16 protein-coding genes are annotated in these 18,277 nt (G+C 47.1%); 11 read left to right on the top strand and 5 right to left on the bottom strand.

Annotation, left to right across the window (positions count from 1 at the left end; all coding sequences use genetic code 11):
- Positions 1-132 precede the first annotated feature (132 nt).
- Entirely contained in the window at positions 133-603 is a 471-nt protein-coding gene (locus AC6R0S_RS05605) for an arsenate-mycothiol transferase ArsC (protein WP_500637421.1), read from the bottom strand.
- A 622-nt stretch (positions 604-1,225) separates the two neighbouring features.
- Here AC6R0S_RS05605 and AC6R0S_RS05610 point away from each other — a divergent pair.
- Both AC6R0S_RS05610 and AC6R0S_RS05615 read left to right on the top strand, forming a co-directional pair.
- The gene (locus AC6R0S_RS05610; protein WP_500637422.1) at positions 1,226-1,480 is read left to right on the top strand and encodes a hypothetical protein; all 255 of its coding nucleotides are present in this window, start codon (positions 1,226-1,228) and stop codon (positions 1,478-1,480) included.
- A 32-nt stretch (positions 1,481-1,512) separates the two neighbouring features.
- Positions 1,513-2,391 (top strand): alpha/beta hydrolase fold domain-containing protein, encoded by an 879-nt coding sequence (locus AC6R0S_RS05615; protein ID WP_500637423.1) that lies wholly within the window; start codon positions 1,513-1,515, stop codon positions 2,389-2,391.
- Between the two features lie 302 nt (positions 2,392-2,693).
- On the opposite strand, the gene phnX is transcribed toward AC6R0S_RS05615, so the two are convergent.
- From phnX to phnW, 3 genes are all read right to left on the bottom strand, one after another.
- Positions 2,694-3,509, bottom strand: coding sequence for a phosphonoacetaldehyde hydrolase (gene phnX / locus AC6R0S_RS05620; RefSeq protein WP_500637424.1), 816 nt, complete (start codon positions 3,507-3,509; stop codon positions 2,694-2,696).
- Between the two features lie 75 nt (positions 3,510-3,584).
- A complete protein-coding gene (locus AC6R0S_RS05625; protein ID WP_500637425.1) occupies positions 3,585-4,964 on the bottom strand; it encodes an aspartate aminotransferase family protein in 1,380 nt (459 codons plus the stop codon).
- Between the two features lie 26 nt (positions 4,965-4,990).
- Positions 4,991-6,094 carry a 2-aminoethylphosphonate--pyruvate transaminase gene (gene phnW, locus AC6R0S_RS05630; protein ID WP_500629534.1) on the bottom strand — a complete coding sequence of 368 codons (1,104 nt, stop codon included), beginning with the start codon at positions 6,092-6,094 and terminating at the stop codon, positions 4,991-4,993.
- A gap of 265 nt (positions 6,095-6,359) precedes the next feature.
- Between phnW and AC6R0S_RS05635 the strand changes: the two genes are divergently transcribed.
- The 8 genes from AC6R0S_RS05635 to yjjG all read left to right on the top strand — a co-directional run bounded on the left by AC6R0S_RS05635 (position 6,360) and on the right by yjjG (position 15,700).
- On the top strand, positions 6,360-7,370 hold the full coding sequence (locus AC6R0S_RS05635; RefSeq protein WP_138955325.1) for a putative 2-aminoethylphosphonate ABC transporter substrate-binding protein: 1,011 nt from the start codon (positions 6,360-6,362) through the stop codon (positions 7,368-7,370).
- A 325-nt stretch (positions 7,371-7,695) separates the two neighbouring features.
- On the top strand, positions 7,696-8,802 hold the full coding sequence (locus tag AC6R0S_RS05640; RefSeq protein ID WP_005395343.1) for a putative 2-aminoethylphosphonate ABC transporter ATP-binding protein: 1,107 nt from the start codon (positions 7,696-7,698) through the stop codon (positions 8,800-8,802).
- A gap of 8 nt (positions 8,803-8,810) precedes the next feature.
- Positions 8,811-10,535, top strand: coding sequence for a putative 2-aminoethylphosphonate ABC transporter permease subunit (locus AC6R0S_RS05645; RefSeq protein WP_500629532.1), 1,725 nt, complete (start codon positions 8,811-8,813; stop codon positions 10,533-10,535).
- A gap of 9 nt (positions 10,536-10,544) precedes the next feature.
- The gene (gene phnR, locus AC6R0S_RS05650; protein WP_017635094.1) at positions 10,545-11,249 is read left to right on the top strand and encodes a phosphonate utilization transcriptional regulator PhnR; all 705 of its coding nucleotides are present in this window, start codon (positions 10,545-10,547) and stop codon (positions 11,247-11,249) included.
- Positions 11,250-11,315: 66 nt separating this feature from the next.
- On the top strand, positions 11,316-12,218 hold the full coding sequence (locus AC6R0S_RS05655; protein ID WP_500637426.1) for an EamA family transporter: 903 nt from the start codon (positions 11,316-11,318) through the stop codon (positions 12,216-12,218).
- Between the two features lie 16 nt (positions 12,219-12,234).
- Positions 12,235-12,933 (top strand): HAD family hydrolase, encoded by a 699-nt coding sequence (locus tag AC6R0S_RS05660; RefSeq protein WP_500637427.1) that lies wholly within the window; start codon positions 12,235-12,237, stop codon positions 12,931-12,933.
- Between the two features lie 365 nt (positions 12,934-13,298).
- Positions 13,299-14,867 (top strand): ATP-binding cassette domain-containing protein, encoded by a 1,569-nt coding sequence (locus AC6R0S_RS05665; protein ID WP_500637428.1) that lies wholly within the window; start codon positions 13,299-13,301, stop codon positions 14,865-14,867.
- A gap of 158 nt (positions 14,868-15,025) precedes the next feature.
- On the top strand, positions 15,026-15,700 hold the full coding sequence (gene yjjG / locus AC6R0S_RS05670) for a pyrimidine 5'-nucleotidase (protein ID WP_500626688.1): 675 nt from the start codon (positions 15,026-15,028) through the stop codon (positions 15,698-15,700).
- Between the two features lie 33 nt (positions 15,701-15,733).
- Here yjjG and AC6R0S_RS05675 read toward each other — a convergent pair whose 3' ends face one another.
- Positions 15,734-17,101: an L-serine ammonia-lyase gene (locus tag AC6R0S_RS05675; protein ID WP_500633651.1), complete on the bottom strand. Its 1,368-nt coding sequence runs from the start codon at positions 17,099-17,101 to the stop codon at positions 15,734-15,736.
- A gap of 220 nt (positions 17,102-17,321) precedes the next feature.
- On the opposite strand from AC6R0S_RS05675, the gene AC6R0S_RS05680 reads away from it, so the two are divergent.
- Positions 17,322-18,194 carry a YdcF family protein gene (locus tag AC6R0S_RS05680; RefSeq protein ID WP_500637429.1) on the top strand — a complete coding sequence of 291 codons (873 nt, stop codon included), beginning with the start codon at positions 17,322-17,324 and terminating at the stop codon, positions 18,192-18,194.
- Positions 18,195-18,277 lie beyond the last annotated feature (83 nt).

An 18,277-nucleotide genomic window follows, 5' to 3' on the forward strand; every position in this document is an offset into this window, starting at 1 on the left:
AAAACTAAGCAGATTTGTTCACCAATGCCAGCTACGATTGCTGGCATTATTTTTTAGCCTCAAGTCATCGAATAAGCGAGAGCTATAAAAAACGTTAATGAAGTAGTATCAGTTCGTTACGTATACACTTATCTACATTGATTTCAGATCGAGCACATGCTGTTTTATTTCTTCAGAATCGAGATTTTGAAAATCGATGTTTGCAAGAGCTTCAATTCTTCGTTTTAGAGAGGAGTATACTTTATCGCACTGCTTGTTAAATTCGGAGACTGAAGCTTCATAATTAGGCAATGGCTCAAGATCCCAAGCAACACGAATACCAGCAGATAACCAGTTTGGGCAAGTTTCATTGTGCATTGTGTCACACACAGTAATTATTAGATCTGGATGGAAGCTCAGCCTTTCTTCCCATGACGTGCTGTGAAACTCAGAGGCATCAAAACCAAGCATATCAAGGTATTGTGCAATACGAGGATTGATCTGACCCTTAGGATGGCTACCGCCACTTGCGATTTGGAAATTTTCAGGCAGGTATTTTTTTGCAATTGCTTCAGCCAAAATGCTTCTGCTTGCATTATGTTTGCACACAAATAATATTTTCATCAATTGCCCTGCAGATGTTTAGGATTACTAAATTCGACATTTATCATGCTTTCATTACAGTTTGTTGACGGTTGAAAATAGGCATGAGCTAACTCATGGAAATACGCTGAGAAAGCGAGTCGTCTGCACTATCAATATTGCACAATAAATTTTTCCATACCTTAGTAAACCATATAAAACATTTCTGTCCAAATCCCTGTTAGTAGGTGCGATACTAATAGAAACCCGACCAATGAAGAATTTTTGATTGCCCAACAGTCGGTTGAATTGCTTTAATTTCATTTAAAATCGGATGGATAGAAGCGAGCTTTGTGCTCGCTTTTTTTTGTTATTATATGTTGGATAGACCATCGCAAAGCAGCGCATGACGGTACCTCCATTACTCGCTCTATTGACTTCTGTAGTTCATTTTGTGCCCTTAAGTCTGCAAGGTTCGTGTTGACTTGTTTCTGCCCCTTTTCGTGTTAGCACGGAAACTGTCCTGCTACCAGACTTGTGTTTCAATAGTGCCTTGTAGTATCGAAAACACTTACCACAAACTTTAGAGATTTATGTACTATACCACCTACTGGAAGCTTGATGGTGTTGACCACTACACTTCTCACTTAATGGTGATTGGGCAGTGCGTGATGATGTTGCTTCATGGGCCCGCATGAACTATCAAGGCAAAGAGAAAAACAACATCACTAGTGATAGCACAAGAACGTTGGCACCTTCTATTACTTACGTGGATCTCAGTGTGAACTGGCGTGTAACTAAGAATGTGAAGTTAATGGCAGCGGTTTATAACTTGTTCGATGAGCAAACCACAGAGGAAGAGTTTGGCTACATTGAAGATGGCCGACGCTACTGGTTAGCGGCTGAAGCGACTTTCTAATCTACTCACTTTTTTAAGCGAATAATAAAACAATGAATACGAAAATTAAGTCTGCGATGACCTCTCTGCTACTTATGCCCTTTGTCTGTTTGGCTGGGGAGTTCAATGTAGAGAAGGATATCTTGTTCAAAACTGTAGGTGAGAGAGAGATTAAACTCGATCTTTATACTCCTTCGGTTGGATCAAATACTCAGTACCCGTTATTGGTCTGGGTACATGGTGGTGCATGGAAACGTGGGAGCAAAGACGCCATCCCAGAAAAGAACCCATTATTACTTCAGTCTGTGTTGAATGAAGGTTATGCGCTAGCTTCAGTTGATTATCGCTTAAGTGGAGAAGCGATCTTCCCTCAACCAGTACAAGACATTAATGATGCACTGAACTATTTGTACGACAATGCTGAAAAGCTCGGTATTAAAGCGGACAATGTTGTGATCATGGGACGTTCTGCTGGCGGGCACCTCGCTGGCTTTATTGGTGCGACTAACTCGGCATACAACCAAGTAGATTTCTATGAGCCACCAAAGTACAAGGTCTCAGCCGTAGTAAGCTTTTTTGGCCCTACCGATTTACTTGAGTTAAGTAATAAAGGTGGCAAGAAAACAAGCAAAAAATCGTCTGTATCTCGTTTCTTAGGAGATATTCCAAACAATATTCCAAAGCTTGCCAAGAAAGCATCAACGACGAGTTATGTGAATGAAAATACTCCACCATATATACAGTTACACGGCACCTTGGATAAGCGAGTGCCTCTATCTCAAAGTGAGATACTTAAGGCTAAGCTTGATGAGTATGGAGTTACCAACCAACTTTTCATTGAAGAAGGTGTAGGACACAGTGCACCTGTCTTTGATACCGAGAAGCACGTTGCTCATGTTTTGGACTTCTTAAATAAACACTTTCCGAACTAACAGCTCTAGTCAATATAAGGCTTAAAAGTTCAAGGGGGGAATACTGAGCCAACTGTGATTACAGTTGGCTTTTTCATGTATCTCTATTGGGCATTTTATCATTCTGATTAATGGGAGCGGCTGGCTCATTTTCAGGCAGTGGTTGAATCGCAGTAAGGTTGAGTTTAGATAGTGGTAGTTTGGTGATTAGTATGAAGCATCAGAGTTACTCACTTTGATTGCGGATGCAGCGCCTTCAGTCAAAGTGGGTAACTGTCTTCTTTTGAAATTGAAGTATCAGATCTAGTCAGAACCAATACACACTAAGGGCGTTCACCAACGTACAAACGTCTCTCGATATCTTTAATCACACTAGGGAGGTCTGCGATCGTATCGATGAGGTAGTGGGGCGAGCTCTTGAGCAATTTTGCTCGCGCTTTTTCACGAGCAGCATTAAGCGTTGCTTCGTCCGCGGCTTGGTATTCTTCGAACGTTAGACCTGCTTCGTTACCAGAAAGCAGCAAGCCAACGGTCCACATACCGGCGTTGTGACCTTCGTCGATACCCGGTGCTGCGTCATCCACTTTGATACACGCATTAACGTCAGTAACATTCAGCTCAATCACGTTCTTCAGTGCCATAAATGGTGCAGGGCGACCACCTTGCGGTAGGTCATCCGTTGCTACTACGTAATCTGGCTTGTAGCCGTAATTCGCTGCCACTGGAATCAGCACGTCCATCACTTCGCGAGGGTAACCAGAACAAGAACCGATCTTGATGCCTTTGTCTTTCAGACCGTTCACAACTTCAATCGCATTAAGGATTGGGTCTGCATGGTCGGCCACTTTTGCTTTTTGCAGAGGCATAAATGCTGCGTAGATAGCATCGATGTCTTCGCTGGTCATTGAGCGACCAAACTTCTCATTCCAACGCTTATCAACCGCAGGAATACGACCCACAGCTTGGATGTGATCCCACTTACCAAGACCCATTGGTTCGCGCGCTTCTTCAAGGTCGATTTCAAAATCAAAGCCTTGTTTGAATGCTTCCACAAAGATGCTGGTTGGCGCAAAAGAGCCGAAATCGACGATAGTGCCAGCCCAGTCAAAGATCACTGCTTGAATTGGTGAGTTGCTCATGTTCAATCCTTTTTTTGCTTGCCAGAGCGCTTGCCTACACGTCGGAACTGCGCTCTGAATCAATTGGTTTTGAGGTTAGAAGTAGTTAAAGTCTTTGCACACTTTGGCGATGGCTTCTTCGAAGATCGCCAACGCTTCTGTCAGTTGTTCGCGAGTGATGATCAGCGGTGGGCTGAGTTGAATCACATTGCCTTGCGATACCTTGAAGCTCACGCCATTGTTGAGGCATTGGTAAAGCACAGCTTCCGCTTCGTCATACGCGCGTGCTTTGCTTTCGTGGTCGGTGACCAGCTCAATGCCCCACAACATGCCGATGCCACGCACATCACCAATCACTGGGTACTTAGCTTTCATCTCTAGCAGCTTTTCACGCATGAACTGGCTGTCGGCTTTGACTTTATCTAGCAAGCCGTCTTGCTCAATGGCTTCCATGGTTGCCAGTGCTGCAGCACAACCAATAGGGCTTTTCTCATGAGTGTAATGACCCATGGAGATTTGCTCGGCGGTGTTGTACTTGTCTTTGGTGACCATGGCTGCGATAGGCAATAAGCCACCACCTAAACCTTTACCGATGCAGAGCATATCTGGCTCGATGTCGTAGGCTTGGTAGGTAAACCATTCACCGCTGCGACCCATGCCGTTAGGGATGTCGTCGATGATCAGCATGACATTGTGTTTGTCACAGATTTCACGGATGCGTTTCCAGTAGGCTTTACTTGGCACTTGAACATCCGTGTTTCGAACCGCTTCTGCGATAAACGCGCCCACGCCGCCTTCTTTCTCAATCACGTATTCAAGGTAGTCGGCGTAATGCACGTCGCTGCCGTCCGCAGCTGGGAAAGCACCACGGTATGACACCGCTGGTGGAATGCGCTCAACACCTGCCATTAATGGACCCATGCCTTGGCGGAAACACGCTTCGCCACCTACTGAGATGGCATCCAATGATGCGCCGTGGAAGGAGTCCCACAGAGAGACCACCTTGTAGTTGCCCGTGATGTGGCGCGCTAGTTTAAGTGCCATGCCAACCGCAGATGTGCCACCCGGAGCAAACAACACGCGGTTCAATGTGCCGCCACAGATTTGGGTGAGTTTTTCGGCACATTCAATCGCGGTCTCGTTGGTAAAACGACGTGGTGAAAACGGCAGTTTGGCAATTTGCTCTTGCACGCGTTTAATCACATGCGGATGACCGTAGCCCAGTTGATGGACGTTATTGCCATGGAAATCCATGTACTTTTTGCCGGTAGCATCTTGGATGTAGATGCCTTCTGCTGCTTCCAATGTATCTAAGCAAGGCGTTGACATGGCTTGATGAAGAAAGACTTCCGAATCACGCTTCAATAATGCTTGCGTGCGTTCGTCGTCCATCGATGCATTCCAAGCTTGGCGCGCTGGTGTTGTGTTGACATCGCCTTCACTACGAAAATGAGGCGATTTGATATTCTGAGTCATAACGCTCTCTCAATCAGAAGGCTGCTTTACGCAACTTGCCAGTACATTGCTTTTTCAATCGCACCGATTAAGCGCTCGATATCTGCTGGGTAAACTTCGCCAATGTTGCCGATACGGAAGCAATCTGCGTTCGATACCTTACCCGGATAAATCACAAAACCTTGCTCTTTCAAACGCGTGTAGAACGCTTTGAATTGGTAATCACTGTGCGTCGGAGAGTAGAAAGAAGTGATAATTGGCGAGTGCAGATCATCACTCAGTAGTGGTTCGAAACCCAGAGAACGCATACCTGCAACCAGTGTTTTCTGGTTAGTTTGGTAACGGTGATGACGAGCCTCAATGCCGCCTTCTTGTTCCAGCTCTAGTAATGCTTGGTAGAAAGCGCGAACCGTGTGCGTTGGAGACGTGAAACGCCATTTGCCGTGGTTCACTTCCATGCAGTGCCACTGGTCGTAAAGATCAAGGCTTAAAGAACGTGCCTGACCTTGGCACTTTTCGAGCTCAGTTTTTTTTGCAATCACAAAGCCAAAACCCGGTACGCCTTGAATACATTTGTTTGCAGAGCTGATCATAAAATCGATGCCTAGCTCTGCGATATCGATAGGAATGCCACCAAAGCTCGACATGGCATCGAGAATCACGACTTTACCGTGTGCTTTTGCCGCAGAAGCAAATGCCTCAATTGGATTCAGCATGCCAGTGGTTGTCTCACAGTGAACAATCGCCACGTGTGTGATCGCAGGATCCGATGCCAATGCAGTTTCCACCTCGTTCAAGTGTGGCTGTGATGTTTCGCCTGGGGAAACGACATGGCATGGAATATTTAGGTAATCAGCGATCTGAGCGATACGCGCACCGTAAGCACCGTTGTCGACAACCAACAATTTTCCATCTTTGCCAATGGCACTGCCAATCGTTGCTTCGACTGATGCGGTGCCGCTACCTTGCATTAGTACGCTGGTGTAGCCGTCTTGCTCCGTCGCCAGTTTTACAAGCTTAGTGCGGATCACTTCTACAATGTCTTTGTTGTATTCATCATCCCAAGTACACCAGTCTTTTAGCATGGCTTCACGTACCGTTTCAGAAGTAGATAGAGGACCTGGAGTCAGTAGTAGGTATTCGTTTTTCATCTCGATTTCCATCAGAATAGGCTAATTGGTCTACACCAAATTTCGAGTTCACTCTAGCGAGGAAGAAAAGGGCAGTAAATAGGCGAATCTCCAATTTCATAAAACTTTAACATCCAGAAATGGCGGAACAATTGAACAATTATTCAGCGCAAATTTTCGCAAAACTGCCATTTAATGGTCATAAATTCGTCACAAAGGCTCAGTAGGGTGGTTATCGTCAACTGGTACAGACCAAATTAAAACTTAGCCAAATTAACTGGAGAAAATGATGAAAAACCGTTTGATGAAAGGATCGCTGGCTGCACTTGTCTCTCTGCTAGCTACGAATGCAATGGCAGCACAGGAAGTCACGGTTTACACCGCTTTCGAAACTGACATTCTTGCTAAATACAAGTCTGCGTTTGAGAAAGATAACCCAGATATCAAGATTAAGTGGGTTCGCGATTCAACCGGTATCATGACGGCGAAATTGCTGGCAGAAAAGAACAACCCTCAAGCGGAAGTGGTTTGGGGTCTGGCTGGCTCGTCAATGGCACTTCTTAAAGATGAAGGTCTTCTTAAGCCTTACACACCAAAAGGTTTGGAAGAGCTACATGCGAACCTAAACGACCCTCAATCAAACCAAGCTTGGTTTGGTAACGATGCGTTCTTTAACGCAGTTTGTTTCAATGAAGCGGTAGCGAAACAACTTAACCTGCCTAAGCCAACGTCTTGGGAAGACCTAACAAAGCCGGTTTACAAAGGTCACATTGCAATGCCGAACCCAGCTTCTTCTGGCACTGGCTACATGCAGGTTTCTGCTTGGCTACAAAACATGGGTGAAGATCAGGCATGGAACTACATGCGTGACTTAGACAAGAATATTGCACACTACACGCACTCTGGCTCTAAGCCATGTGTTCAAGCGGGTATGGGTGAAGTGGCTATCGGTATTTCGATGGCGAGCCGCGGCGCGAAGCTAAAAACACAAGGCGCACCACTAGCGGTTATCACACCAAAAGGCATCGGCTGGGAATCAGAAGCCGTTGGTCTAGTAAAAGAGTCTGATGCAGCGAAGCGCGTTGTCGACTGGTCAATCTCTAAAGTAGCAAACGAGCTTTACGTAGAAATGTACCCAGTGGTTGCACATAAAGAAGTTAAAGCGACTGTGTCTAACTTCCCTAATGTTCAAGAGAACATGGCGAAGATGGACTTCGCGCAAATGGGCAGCAAGCGTGCAGAAATCCTAGCTGCATGGTCTGAGAAGTTTGACGCGAAATCAGAGCCAAAGTCTTAATTGAATTTGCTTTGAGTTGAATATTGAAGTCCACCTCGGTTGAGGTGGATTTTTTGTTTTCCCTGTTATTTTAGAGTTTGCGGCAAGTAGATTCCTAGTCTCATCTAGGTTTGCTGGAATGACGGACTTAAGAAAGTTGGGATCTTCTATCCGTACTCATAACGTCATTCTCGAGAGCGACGGAGGAGCGAGTCGGGAATCTCTAATTACCACTTGAACAAACCTCATCGCCCTTCATCTATTTGTCATCTTCTGGCTATAAATTTGTCATTGGAACGTAACACTCCAAAACTAAAGTTGGTATATACCATTTGGAGCGTGTGTTATGTCAACTAACCAACATTACCTAAATATTGAAAATGTAGTGAAGCAGTTCGGACAGTTCACTGCATTAAAGAAAATCTCGCTAGCGATCGAAAAGGGCGAGTTCGTTTGTTTTCTTGGTCCTTCTGGCTGCGGTAAAACCACTCTATTACGTGCCATTGCAGGCTTAGACCTACCAACATCTGGTGCAATCTTTCAAAACGGTCAAGAGACCACATTCCTACCACCAGAGAAGCGCGATTTCGGCATCGTATTCCAATCTTACGCGCTGTTTCCGAACCTAACTGTGCAAGAGAACATTGCAGTGGGTTTGAAGAACCAAGGCATGTCGACCAAAGAAGCGTTAGAGAAGGTGGATTACTGGTTAGAAACCATTGGTCTTCCAACCTCTGGCGAGAAATTCCCTAACCAACTTTCTGGTGGTCAGCAGCAGCGTGTCGCTTTGGCTCGGGCGTTGGCGCTGTCACCTGGTCTACTGTTACTTGACGAGCCGCTGTCAGCGCTGGATGCAAAAGTACGTGTTCACTTACGTGACGAGATTTGTAAGTTGCAACGCAAGCTGGGCATCACCACCATCATGGTTACGCACGATCAGGATGAAGCGTTGTCGATGGCGGATCGTATTGTGGTAATGAACCATGGTGTGATTGAGCAAGTCGGTACGCCTCAAGAGATCTACCAGCAACCAGCCACGCGCTTTGTCGCTGAGTTTGTCGGCAGCATGAACTTTATTGAAACCTCAGTAGCAACGGACTCCCAAGTACGAATTGCAGAAACCCTAATGCCAGCGCCAAGCTTGACCAATCGTAAGATACAACGTGGTGACCGCTTTGACCTTGCGGTGCGTCCTGAAAGCATCAAGTTCGTTGAAAACTACAACAACTCTTTACCTGTGCGAGTTACGGCAACCGAGTTTCTAGGGGCGTTTTTCCGCATTGATTGCGTATTGCAAAACGACAGCTCAACGAAAACCATCGTCGTGGATGTGCCTGTAGAAACGGTTCAAAAACTCAATATCAAGGCGGGCGATGTACGTTACATCCAGTTTGCTGAAGAAGGACTGCATGGTTACGCCGTGCCCTCGGTTGATAAAGCGCTAGCAGCGTAGGTGTAAACATGGATGCGAAGACAATGACGATGAATAGCCTGACCACTCAAGACAAAGCAAAATCCCTACTCGGACGTGTCAGCCGCGACAACCTAGTGTTGTTTGGTTTGCTCGCTGGCTTGTCGACCATGATGGTGCTGTTCATCTTAATGCCGCTTTGGGCAATGTTGACCAAGAGTGTGCAAAATGCCAATGGCGAATTTGTTGGATTGGCAAACTTTGCGACGTACTTTTCCTCTTCAAGCTTGTGGGTGTCGGTGGGAAACACCTTCACTTTGGGCGTGATTGTAACCTCGGTGGTGGGTGTACTTGCGTTTGGTTATGCCTACGCGCTGACTCGTTCATGCATGCCGTTTAAAGGTTTGTTCCAAATCTTAGGTACTGCGCCAATCCTTGCGCCTTCGTTGTTACCGGCGATCAGTTTGATCTTCCTTTTCGGTAATCAAGGCATTGCCAAAGAGATGTTGTTAGGAAACTCAGTTTACGGCGTGATTGGTATCTCGATGGGTTTGATTTTCTGGACCTTCCCTCATGCATTGATGATCTTAACCACTTCGCTGCGCACTTCAGATGCCCGTTTGTATGAAGCAGCCCGCGCACTTAAAACCTCACCCATCAAAACCTTCTTTATGGTGACGTTACCTGCGGCGAAATTCGGTTTGATCAGTACGCTTATCGTCGTCTTTACGCTGGTTATCACGGACTTTGGTGTGCCGAAAGTGATTGGGGGCAGCTACAACGTTCTGGCGACTGACATCTTCAAGCAAGTGGTGGGACAGCAAAACTTTGCTATGGGTGCGGTGACCAGCATTATGCTGTTATTCCCAGCGGTAATGGCGTTCGGTGCAGACCGTTGGGTACAGAAAAAACAGAAGAGCTTATTTGACACTCGCTCGGTGCCTTATCAGCCAGAACCCAACAAAGCGCGCGACAGCATTTGTTTGGTTTACTGCAGCATCATTTCTATCGCAGTGTTGGCTGTGCTTGGCATGGCAGTGTATGGCTCGTTAGTTACGTTCTGGCCTTGGAACAAAGCGCTGACGCTAAACAACTACAACTTTGCTGAAATGAGCACTTACGGTTGGAGCCCATTCTTCAACTCGCTAACGCTGGCAGGTTGGACGGCAGTGATCGGCACAGCTATCATCTTTGTCGGTGCATACTGCATTGAGAAAGGGCGTGCGTTTGGTCCAATTCGTCAGGTGATGCAAATGCTTAGCGTGGTGCCAATGGCAGTTCCGGGTATGGTGCTTGGCTTGGGCTACATCTTTTACTTCAATGACGCGAACAATCCTTTGAACGTGCTTTATGGCACCATGGCATTCTTGGTGATTAACACGGTAGTGCATTACTACACAGTGGGTCACATGACTGCACTGACAGCGCTAAAGCAGTTGCCATCGGAGATTGAGGCCACGGCGGCATCGGTGAAGCTTCCTCAATACAAGTTGTTCTTTAAAGTGACATTACCTGTGTGTTTACCTGCGATTTTGGACATTGCGACTTACTTGTTTGTTAATGCATTGACCACCACTTCTGCGGTAGTATTCCTTTACTCAACCGATACGATTCCGGCTTCGGTCTCGATTCTGAATATGGACGATGCAGGTCAAACTGGCGCTGCAGCAGCGATGGCTGTGATGATCATGATGGCTGCCGCAATTGCGAAGATTGTTCAGATGACTTTGGGTAAATTGTTAGAGAATCGCACACAAGCTTGGCGCAAAAGATAAGGACACTTCGTGCAATACGTAAAAATTAAAGATTCGATTGTTGAACAGATTGAAGCGGGCATGCTATCGCCGCGTCAAAAACTGCCAGCAGAGCGTAAGTTGGCGGAGTCGTTCGATACTACACGCGTTACTTTGCGTGAAGCGTTATCACTGCTAGAAGCAGAAGGTCGAATCTATCGCGAAGATCGCCGAGGTTGGTTTATCTCACCCGAGCCATTGCGTTACGACCCAACCCAAACGCTAAATTTCCCGAACATGGCGAAAGCGCAAAATCGCGTGCCAAAAACGGAGTTGGTCGCAGCAAAAGGAACCTTGGCAAACAAACAAGCGGCGCGCTTGCTGGACTTGCAACCTTTCTCGGATGTGTATCGAGTCGACCGTGTGCGATACCTTGAAGACAGACCTGTGGTATTCGTAACAAACTACATTCGCCCAGAGCTGTTTCCGAACCTGTTGGACTACGATTTATCAAATTCACTGACGGACATTTACCGCGAGCATTATGGCGTGACGTATCAAAAGATTCGCTACCGCATTTCAACCAGCACTTTGTTGGGTGAAATGGCTCAGGCACTGCGCGCGACAGCCGGTACGCCAGCGATGGTGGTGGAGCGCATCAACTATAACCAACACGGTGAGTTGATTGATTGCGATATCGAATATTGGCGACACGATGCCATTAGCATTGAATCTCTGGCGGAACTCCATCGTTAAGTGGATTTTCTCATTATCTAAGGCTCCATCTCGGGGCCTTTATTTTATTCAGACAGGAACATTGAAATGGATTTGTTGGCGATTGGTCTCGTCGTTTTTTCTGCTGTTCTCCATGCGGGCTGGAATATCCTTGGTAAAAGTAACTCAGGCTCTGGACTTGCGTTTACGATGGCGGCCAGCTTTTCTGCCTGTGCCATTCTTACCCCTTATCTGATTTGGTATTTGGCGACCATTGGCTGGACATCATTGCAGAGTGAATTTTGGGGATTGCTGTTCATTAGCGGCATTTCACAAATGGTCTATCTGGTCGGTTTGATTGTCGCTTATCAGCACGCAGACGTGGGTGTGGTTTATCCGATTGCTCGGGCACTGCCTGTGATGATGGTCGGCGCAATCAGTGTGGCATTGGGGTATGAATTATCCAGTCAGCAGTGGCTCGGATTCTTGCTGATTACCTTTGGTTGTATGCTGGTACCACTGACAAACTTTCGCCAAATGACGCTGGGCTCTTATTTGAACGTTGGTGTGTTCTGGGCATTGATTGCCGCAATAGGCACAACGGGTTACTCGGTGGTCGACAAAGAAGCGCTGAGTTTACTCACAGAACAAGCATCAGAGATTTTGAATGATCAGTACAGTGCGATCTTTTACTTAGGCGTGCAGTTTTGGGCGATAGGTATTCCTGCCCTTGTGTGGTGCTTGGTTACAGGCAAGCCAGATGAGATTAAGACAGCGTGGCAGATCCGAAAAACAGCCAGCATGGCAGGGGTAATGATGGCATCCACCTACGGCTTGGTGTTGTTTGCGATGACCATGACAGACAATGTGAGTTTAGTGGTGGCACTGAGGCAAATCAGCATTGTGTTTGGACTGTTTATGGGGATCTATATCTTGGGAGAGAGGTGGTATCGAACTCGTTCTGTAGGAATCGTCCTAGTGATAACAGGTTTGATTCATGCTCTGAAATGACTAATTGGAGAAAGAAATGTCTAAACCTTTGTATGTATTTGATTTGGATGAAACTCTCATCAATGCCGACTGCTCTATGATTTGGAACGAGTTTTTAGTCGAGAAAGGTATTGTAACGGATCATAACTTTATTGACGAAGACAAGCGTTTAATGAATCTATATGCGAAAGGAGAGTTAGATATGCAGTGTTACTTAGATTTTTCTTTAGCACCGCTTACGGCTATTCCAAAAGCGCAAGTTAGTGATTGGGTTGAAGAGTGTGTACAACGCTATATTCTTCCCAAGCAGTTTACGCAATCTAAGGTACTAATTGAGAAACTAGTACGCGAACACGCAGAGTTGATCATTATTTCAGCTAGTGTCACTTTTCTAGTCGAAGTTATAGCGCGTTACTTAGGTATTAAAACTGCTCTGGGTATTGATTTGGTAGAGCAGCACGCTTGCTACAGTGCACAAATAAACGGCATAGCGACGTATCGCGAGGGTAAGGTCGCTCGACTAGAGCAGTGGGTGAAGGAAACGAAACAGTCTTATTCGGAGATTCACTTTTTTACAGACTCCATAAATGACTTGCCATTGTGTGAGTATGCGGACTACACCTACCTTGTTAATCCATGCCCTAAACTAAGAATCATAGGGGCAGAGCGCAATTGGCCCATATTGTGTTGGGGGAGCCAATATGGGCGTAATACTTATGGTGTGGTTGCCAAATAATCGATGAGCGGCTGTAAGCATGCCGCTCATCGAATGGAGAAAAGCGAACCTACTACTCGCTTATTCTCAGTGGTGGCTCACGACTCTTCCATTGGCTCATTCACAAGGCTTGACCCAACTTTGGTCATTGGGCTACTCTTCCCACATCACTTCTATCGGAGATTGCGCCGCGATGAACAACTAAACCTGCTTCCATATCACATCGGTTTTTTGGATTCACAGGGTTAGTCGGCGTAGCTCGCTATCAACTATTTGCTATTCGTGTCGTTTAGGATATCTAAACTCAAAGAACGAATTCGCTTATTGCACACATTCGGTTATCTATTGCTGCGGCGAAGGCCCCTGTTACAACAGGAGGCATTGTTATGCCATTTTTACAAGCAAGTTCAGTGAGTTACCAATTTGATAATGGTGAACAACTGTTTGATTCTTTAACTTTTTCTATGACCAAATCCCGCGTTGGTCTTGTCGGGCGTAATGGGGTCGGAAAATCCATGTTAGCCTCAATTTTGTTAGGTGAGGTAGCGCCTAGCTCTGGCCATGTGATGTCTCCGCAAAAGACAGCAATCTATCGCCAACACGCGGGCGGACTAGTGAGCGGGGAGCTTACCATTGCCCAATTTTTGGGTAAGCACGCCATTTTCGAGGCGCTTGAGCGGATTGAAAATGGCGAGTGCGACACGCAGTGGTTTGAACAAGTCGGTGATGAGTGGGACTTGCCGCAGCGCCTATCTGAGCAACTGGTTCTGCTGGGTTTGCCTCCTCTGCCACAGATGTTATGTGCCCAGCTTAGTGGTGGTCAATTGGCTCGTCTTCAGCTTTGGCAACGGTTTGAATCACAAGCGGAGTTATTGATCCTCGATGAGCCCTCTAATCACCTCGATATCAAGGCGAAGCGATGGCTAATTGCGCAAATCAGGCAGTATTCAGGGGCGGTGTTAGTCATCAGTCATGACCGTTCGTTATTGCGGGAGATGGATGAAATATGGGCGCTATCGAGCCTAGGGATGAATATCTATGGTGGTAATTACGATCACTATGCCGAGCAGCAACGCGTTGAACAAAATGCGGTTGAGCGGCAATTATCCCATCTCAAAAAGCAGCAAAAACAGCTCGAGGAGGAGGCGCAACGTAACCGGGAGAAAGCGGAGCAAAGAGCCGCACAAGGCAACCGACTTCGCCGCGGTGGCAGTCAGCCTAAGATTTTGCTCGATGGTAAAAAGGACAAAGCGACGGCTCGTGCCTCAAACCGTAATAAAAATGAGCAGCAGCGACAAACCTATCTCAATAAGACGCAGCGAGCGCTAACTTCAAGGTATGAGGAGAACCGAGCGCAGACATTTTATCTCACCGAGAGAAAGGTTCGCGATAAATCGGTCGTGATGATGGAAAATGGCGTCTTAGCGTATGGTCGCTCAGAGCCGATGACACTGCGCTTAACCGCTAACGATAAGGTACGGCTAGTTGGCGACAATGGCAGCGGAAAATCAACCTTGCTCAAAACCCTACTCGGTGAGTACGCACTGCGTGAAGGGCAGCTTAGAATCAATACTGAGTTCTATTATCTAGACCAGCACTTTGCGGCGTTAAAAGGCGATCGCTCTATGCTTGATAACCTGTTAACCCAGTGCCAGGGTATGACGGAAATGAAGGCGCGCACTCTGTTGGCTGGTGTAGGTTTTCGGCGTGACACTGTCTTTCGGTTGGCGGATGTATTAAGCGGCGGCGAGAAAATGAAACTGGCGATGTTAATTGTCAGTCACCAACTCAATCAGCCCTTTCTTCTGCTTGATGAACCTGAAAACCATCTTGATCTCGACTCGAAACAAGATTTATCGCGTGCACTCAATGAGTATCCCGGGGGATTTTTATTGGTGACTCACGATGACGATTTTGCTTCGGACGCAGGGATTGAATGGCAGATTGGTGAGTAGCGCGCCAAGTCAGAGAGCTGCTCATTGTTATACAAGGATAGGTCGAGTGTTCACCACACTGAAGGGCGGGGTATTGAGCTAAGTCATAGAAGTCAATTTAGCTGCTGCATTTATGCCAAAACAATCTACACTAGCGGCCAACGAGAGAGGAGAGAAGAATGAAATACGATTGGATCTTGTTTGATGCCGATGACACCCTGTTCCACTTTGATGCCTTCAAAGGCATGCAGTTGATGTTTTCGCGTAAGGGTGTGGTGTTTACCGAGCAGGATTATGACCATTACCAAGCCATCAATAAGCCGCTTTGGGTCAAGTACCAAGAGGGGCAAATTAACGCTGATGAGCTGAAACACACACGATTTGTTGAGTGGGCGCAAAAACTGAACACCACTACCGCAGAGCTTAACCGTGCGTTTCTTGAAGCGATGGCAGATATCTGCACATTACTTCCCGGCGCAAAAGAGCTGATGGAAGCGCTGAATGGGCGCGCAAAGCTTGGCATCATCACCAACGGTTTTACCGAGTTGCAAGCGATTCGACTTGAGCGCACTGGCATGAGTGAATACTTTGAACACGTGATCATCTCGGAAGAAGTCGGTGTAGCCAAACCTGATCTGGCGATCTTTGCGCACGCCCATGAAAAAATGGCGCAGCCGTGTAAAAGTAAAGTCCTTATGGTGGGCGATAACCCCCATTCAGACATTTTGGGCGGAATCAATTTTGGTATTGAGACTTGCTGGCTCAACACACATCGCTTGCCAAACGTAGAAGGCATTACGCCAAACTATACCGTAGAGTCTCTGTTTGATCTCAAAGCGATATTGTTGGCGTAATAGGGTATTCAGAGTGGAGACTTAGCCTTAGGGCTATTCACACGGCGCCATGTGAATCACAGCCAAACCACCGAGTGAGGTTTCGCGATATTTACGATTCATATCCTTGCCGGTTTGATACATGGTTGCGATCACCTTATCCAGAGAAATCAGGCATTTGCTGGTTCGCTTGAGCGCCATTCTGGAGGCGTTAATGGCCTTCATTGCGCCCATAGCGTTGCGCTCGATACAAGGGACTTGCACCAAACCGCCAATCGGGTCGCAGGTCATACCCAAGGAGTGTTCCATCGCTATTTCGGCCGCAATGCAAATCTGTTCATTACTGCCTCCTCGAAGTGCGGTCAAGCCCGCTGCCGCCATGGACGACGATACGCCGACTTCACCTTGGCAGCCCACTTCTGCACCTGAAATGGACGCATTGGTTTTATACAAAATGCCGATAGCGCCGGACACGGCCAAGAAGTCTTTGATCTGTTTGAGGTTTAGTTCCTTGATAAAGCGGTGGTAGTACATGAGTACGGCGGGAATGACGCCTGCAGCGCCGTTGGTCGGCGATGTCACTACTTGGCCACCGGCGGCGTTTTCTTCACTGACAGCGAAGGCAAACAAGTTGATCCAATCCATGATTTCCATTGGGTCATTTTCAACGGCGGCGTTGGCTTCCAGCTTTTTAAGCAAGTTTGGCGCGCGTCGCGTTACGTTCAGGCCACCTTCAAGGATGCCTTCGGTATCAAAGCCTCGTTGCATGCACAGTGTCATCACTTTCCAAATTTGCTCGGCTTTTTCGTCAATCTCTTGGCCAGAGAAGAAGCACAATTCATTTTGCAGCACCATTCCACCAAGGCTCAATCCATGTTGCTCCGCCATCTGGATCATTTGATCGGCGCTCTTAAAAGGAAACGGCACGGTAACGGGGGTTATTTTGCTGCCGTTGGTCAGTTCATCTTCCGTTGCGATAAAGCCGCCGCCTATCGAGTAGTAGGTCTCTTTAAGCAGTATGGCGCCCGTTTCATCGAAAGCAGAGATGGTCATGCCATTTTCATGCAAAGGCAGGCTGTCATCGTGGAACAGAATATCCCCTTGGTAATGAAACGCGATGGTTTGGCGACCCGCAAGTAATAGCTGTTGCTCGTCCATCGCTTGTTGCAATAAGGCTTTGGCGCTGGTCATTTTTATGGTGTCGGGGCGGTTACCCAGTAAGCCGAGAATGACGGCCTTATCCGTGTGGTGGCCTTTGCCCGTCAATGAGAGTGAGCCATATAAGTCCACTTGCACCCGAGAGGTGTGGTTGAGCTGCTCGTTTAACGCTTGGGTAAATTGATACCCCGCGAGCATGGGTCCGTTGGTGTGTGAGCTCGATGGGCCCACGCCGATTTTAAATATGTCGAAAATTGACAGCATGTTCATCACTTCCTATTGACCTGTGGTTTCAGGCTCTCTTATTGTTGTACTCGTTGTGCCACGTTCTCCAGCGGTGCGCCGTGAGTAAGCTGTACGAGTATCACTGATCTTTACTTATTCTAGCTACTTTTAGAATAGTCTGCTTTACGCTACGTAATGAGCGAAACTTTGTACAGAGATTATTAATATCTAGAATAAAAAGTTGAGAAGTTGACGATTGATGAATATATCTCATGCCGTCATTGTGTTGGGAAAACGCTTGGTCAACAATCAGTTGACGCTCGAAGGGCAATCAAGAATCGATGCGTTGATCCATCAGGTAGAACGATTGAACCTTGCGCAGAGTGTCGTGGTGCTCTGTGGCGGTCGAACGTCAGGGCAAACGGTCTCAGAGGCGAGCGCGATGTGCGAGGCACTCGAGCAGCGTGCGCCCGATTCGTTTTGGGCCAGCCTGCCTAAAGATCGGCTCTTGGTTGAGGATACATCCACCAATACCATCGAAAATGTTGCCAATGCCGCGAACACCTTGGTGAAAAGTGGATTAGTAGGGGGAAGTACTCCTCTCAACATTTTATTTGTCTCCACCGATTATCACCTCAAGCGTATTTTTGAGATTGAACACTGGCTCCCTGAGCAGGGTTTGCTGGGCATGATGACGCGAGAGTGTGCTCGGCAAGGACTAAGCATCACTATTTGCCCGCAAGCGGACGCTCATGTCTTGGCACCTTACCCATACCCTACACAAGGGATCGGTTTTTTGCTCTGTGATGCGTTGACGACCTACCGTGTTTACTTAGAAGGGGTAGTGGCAGGCAAGATTGATTTTCATCCATCTCCAAGGCGCCAATATTGTGAGCATCAGGCGCATCACGCGCTCGAACAGCTCCAATCGTTGACGCGAGACAGAGTTGGGGCAGCGCTGTTATCTCAGTTAGAGGAGGCGCTGCGCTTCACGAGAGAGGCGATCTCTATTTTACAGCTTAATGGTGCGTTAAATTGCTTTGATCAGTCCCTTAAAGCGCTCAATCGCCATTGGGATCCAGAACAATCACATGACTTTGGCAAGCTTTCTTTCCCAGACAAGGGCGCGTAAACTGACAGCGAAACGAAGAGGAAGAGGGAGAAGGGAGAGAAAGTGCAGTACGCAACCATTAAGCAGGCGATTGTCCAGCAGGC

Source organism: Vibrio sp. R15-SG3-ISO1B, from assembly GCF_059833835.1.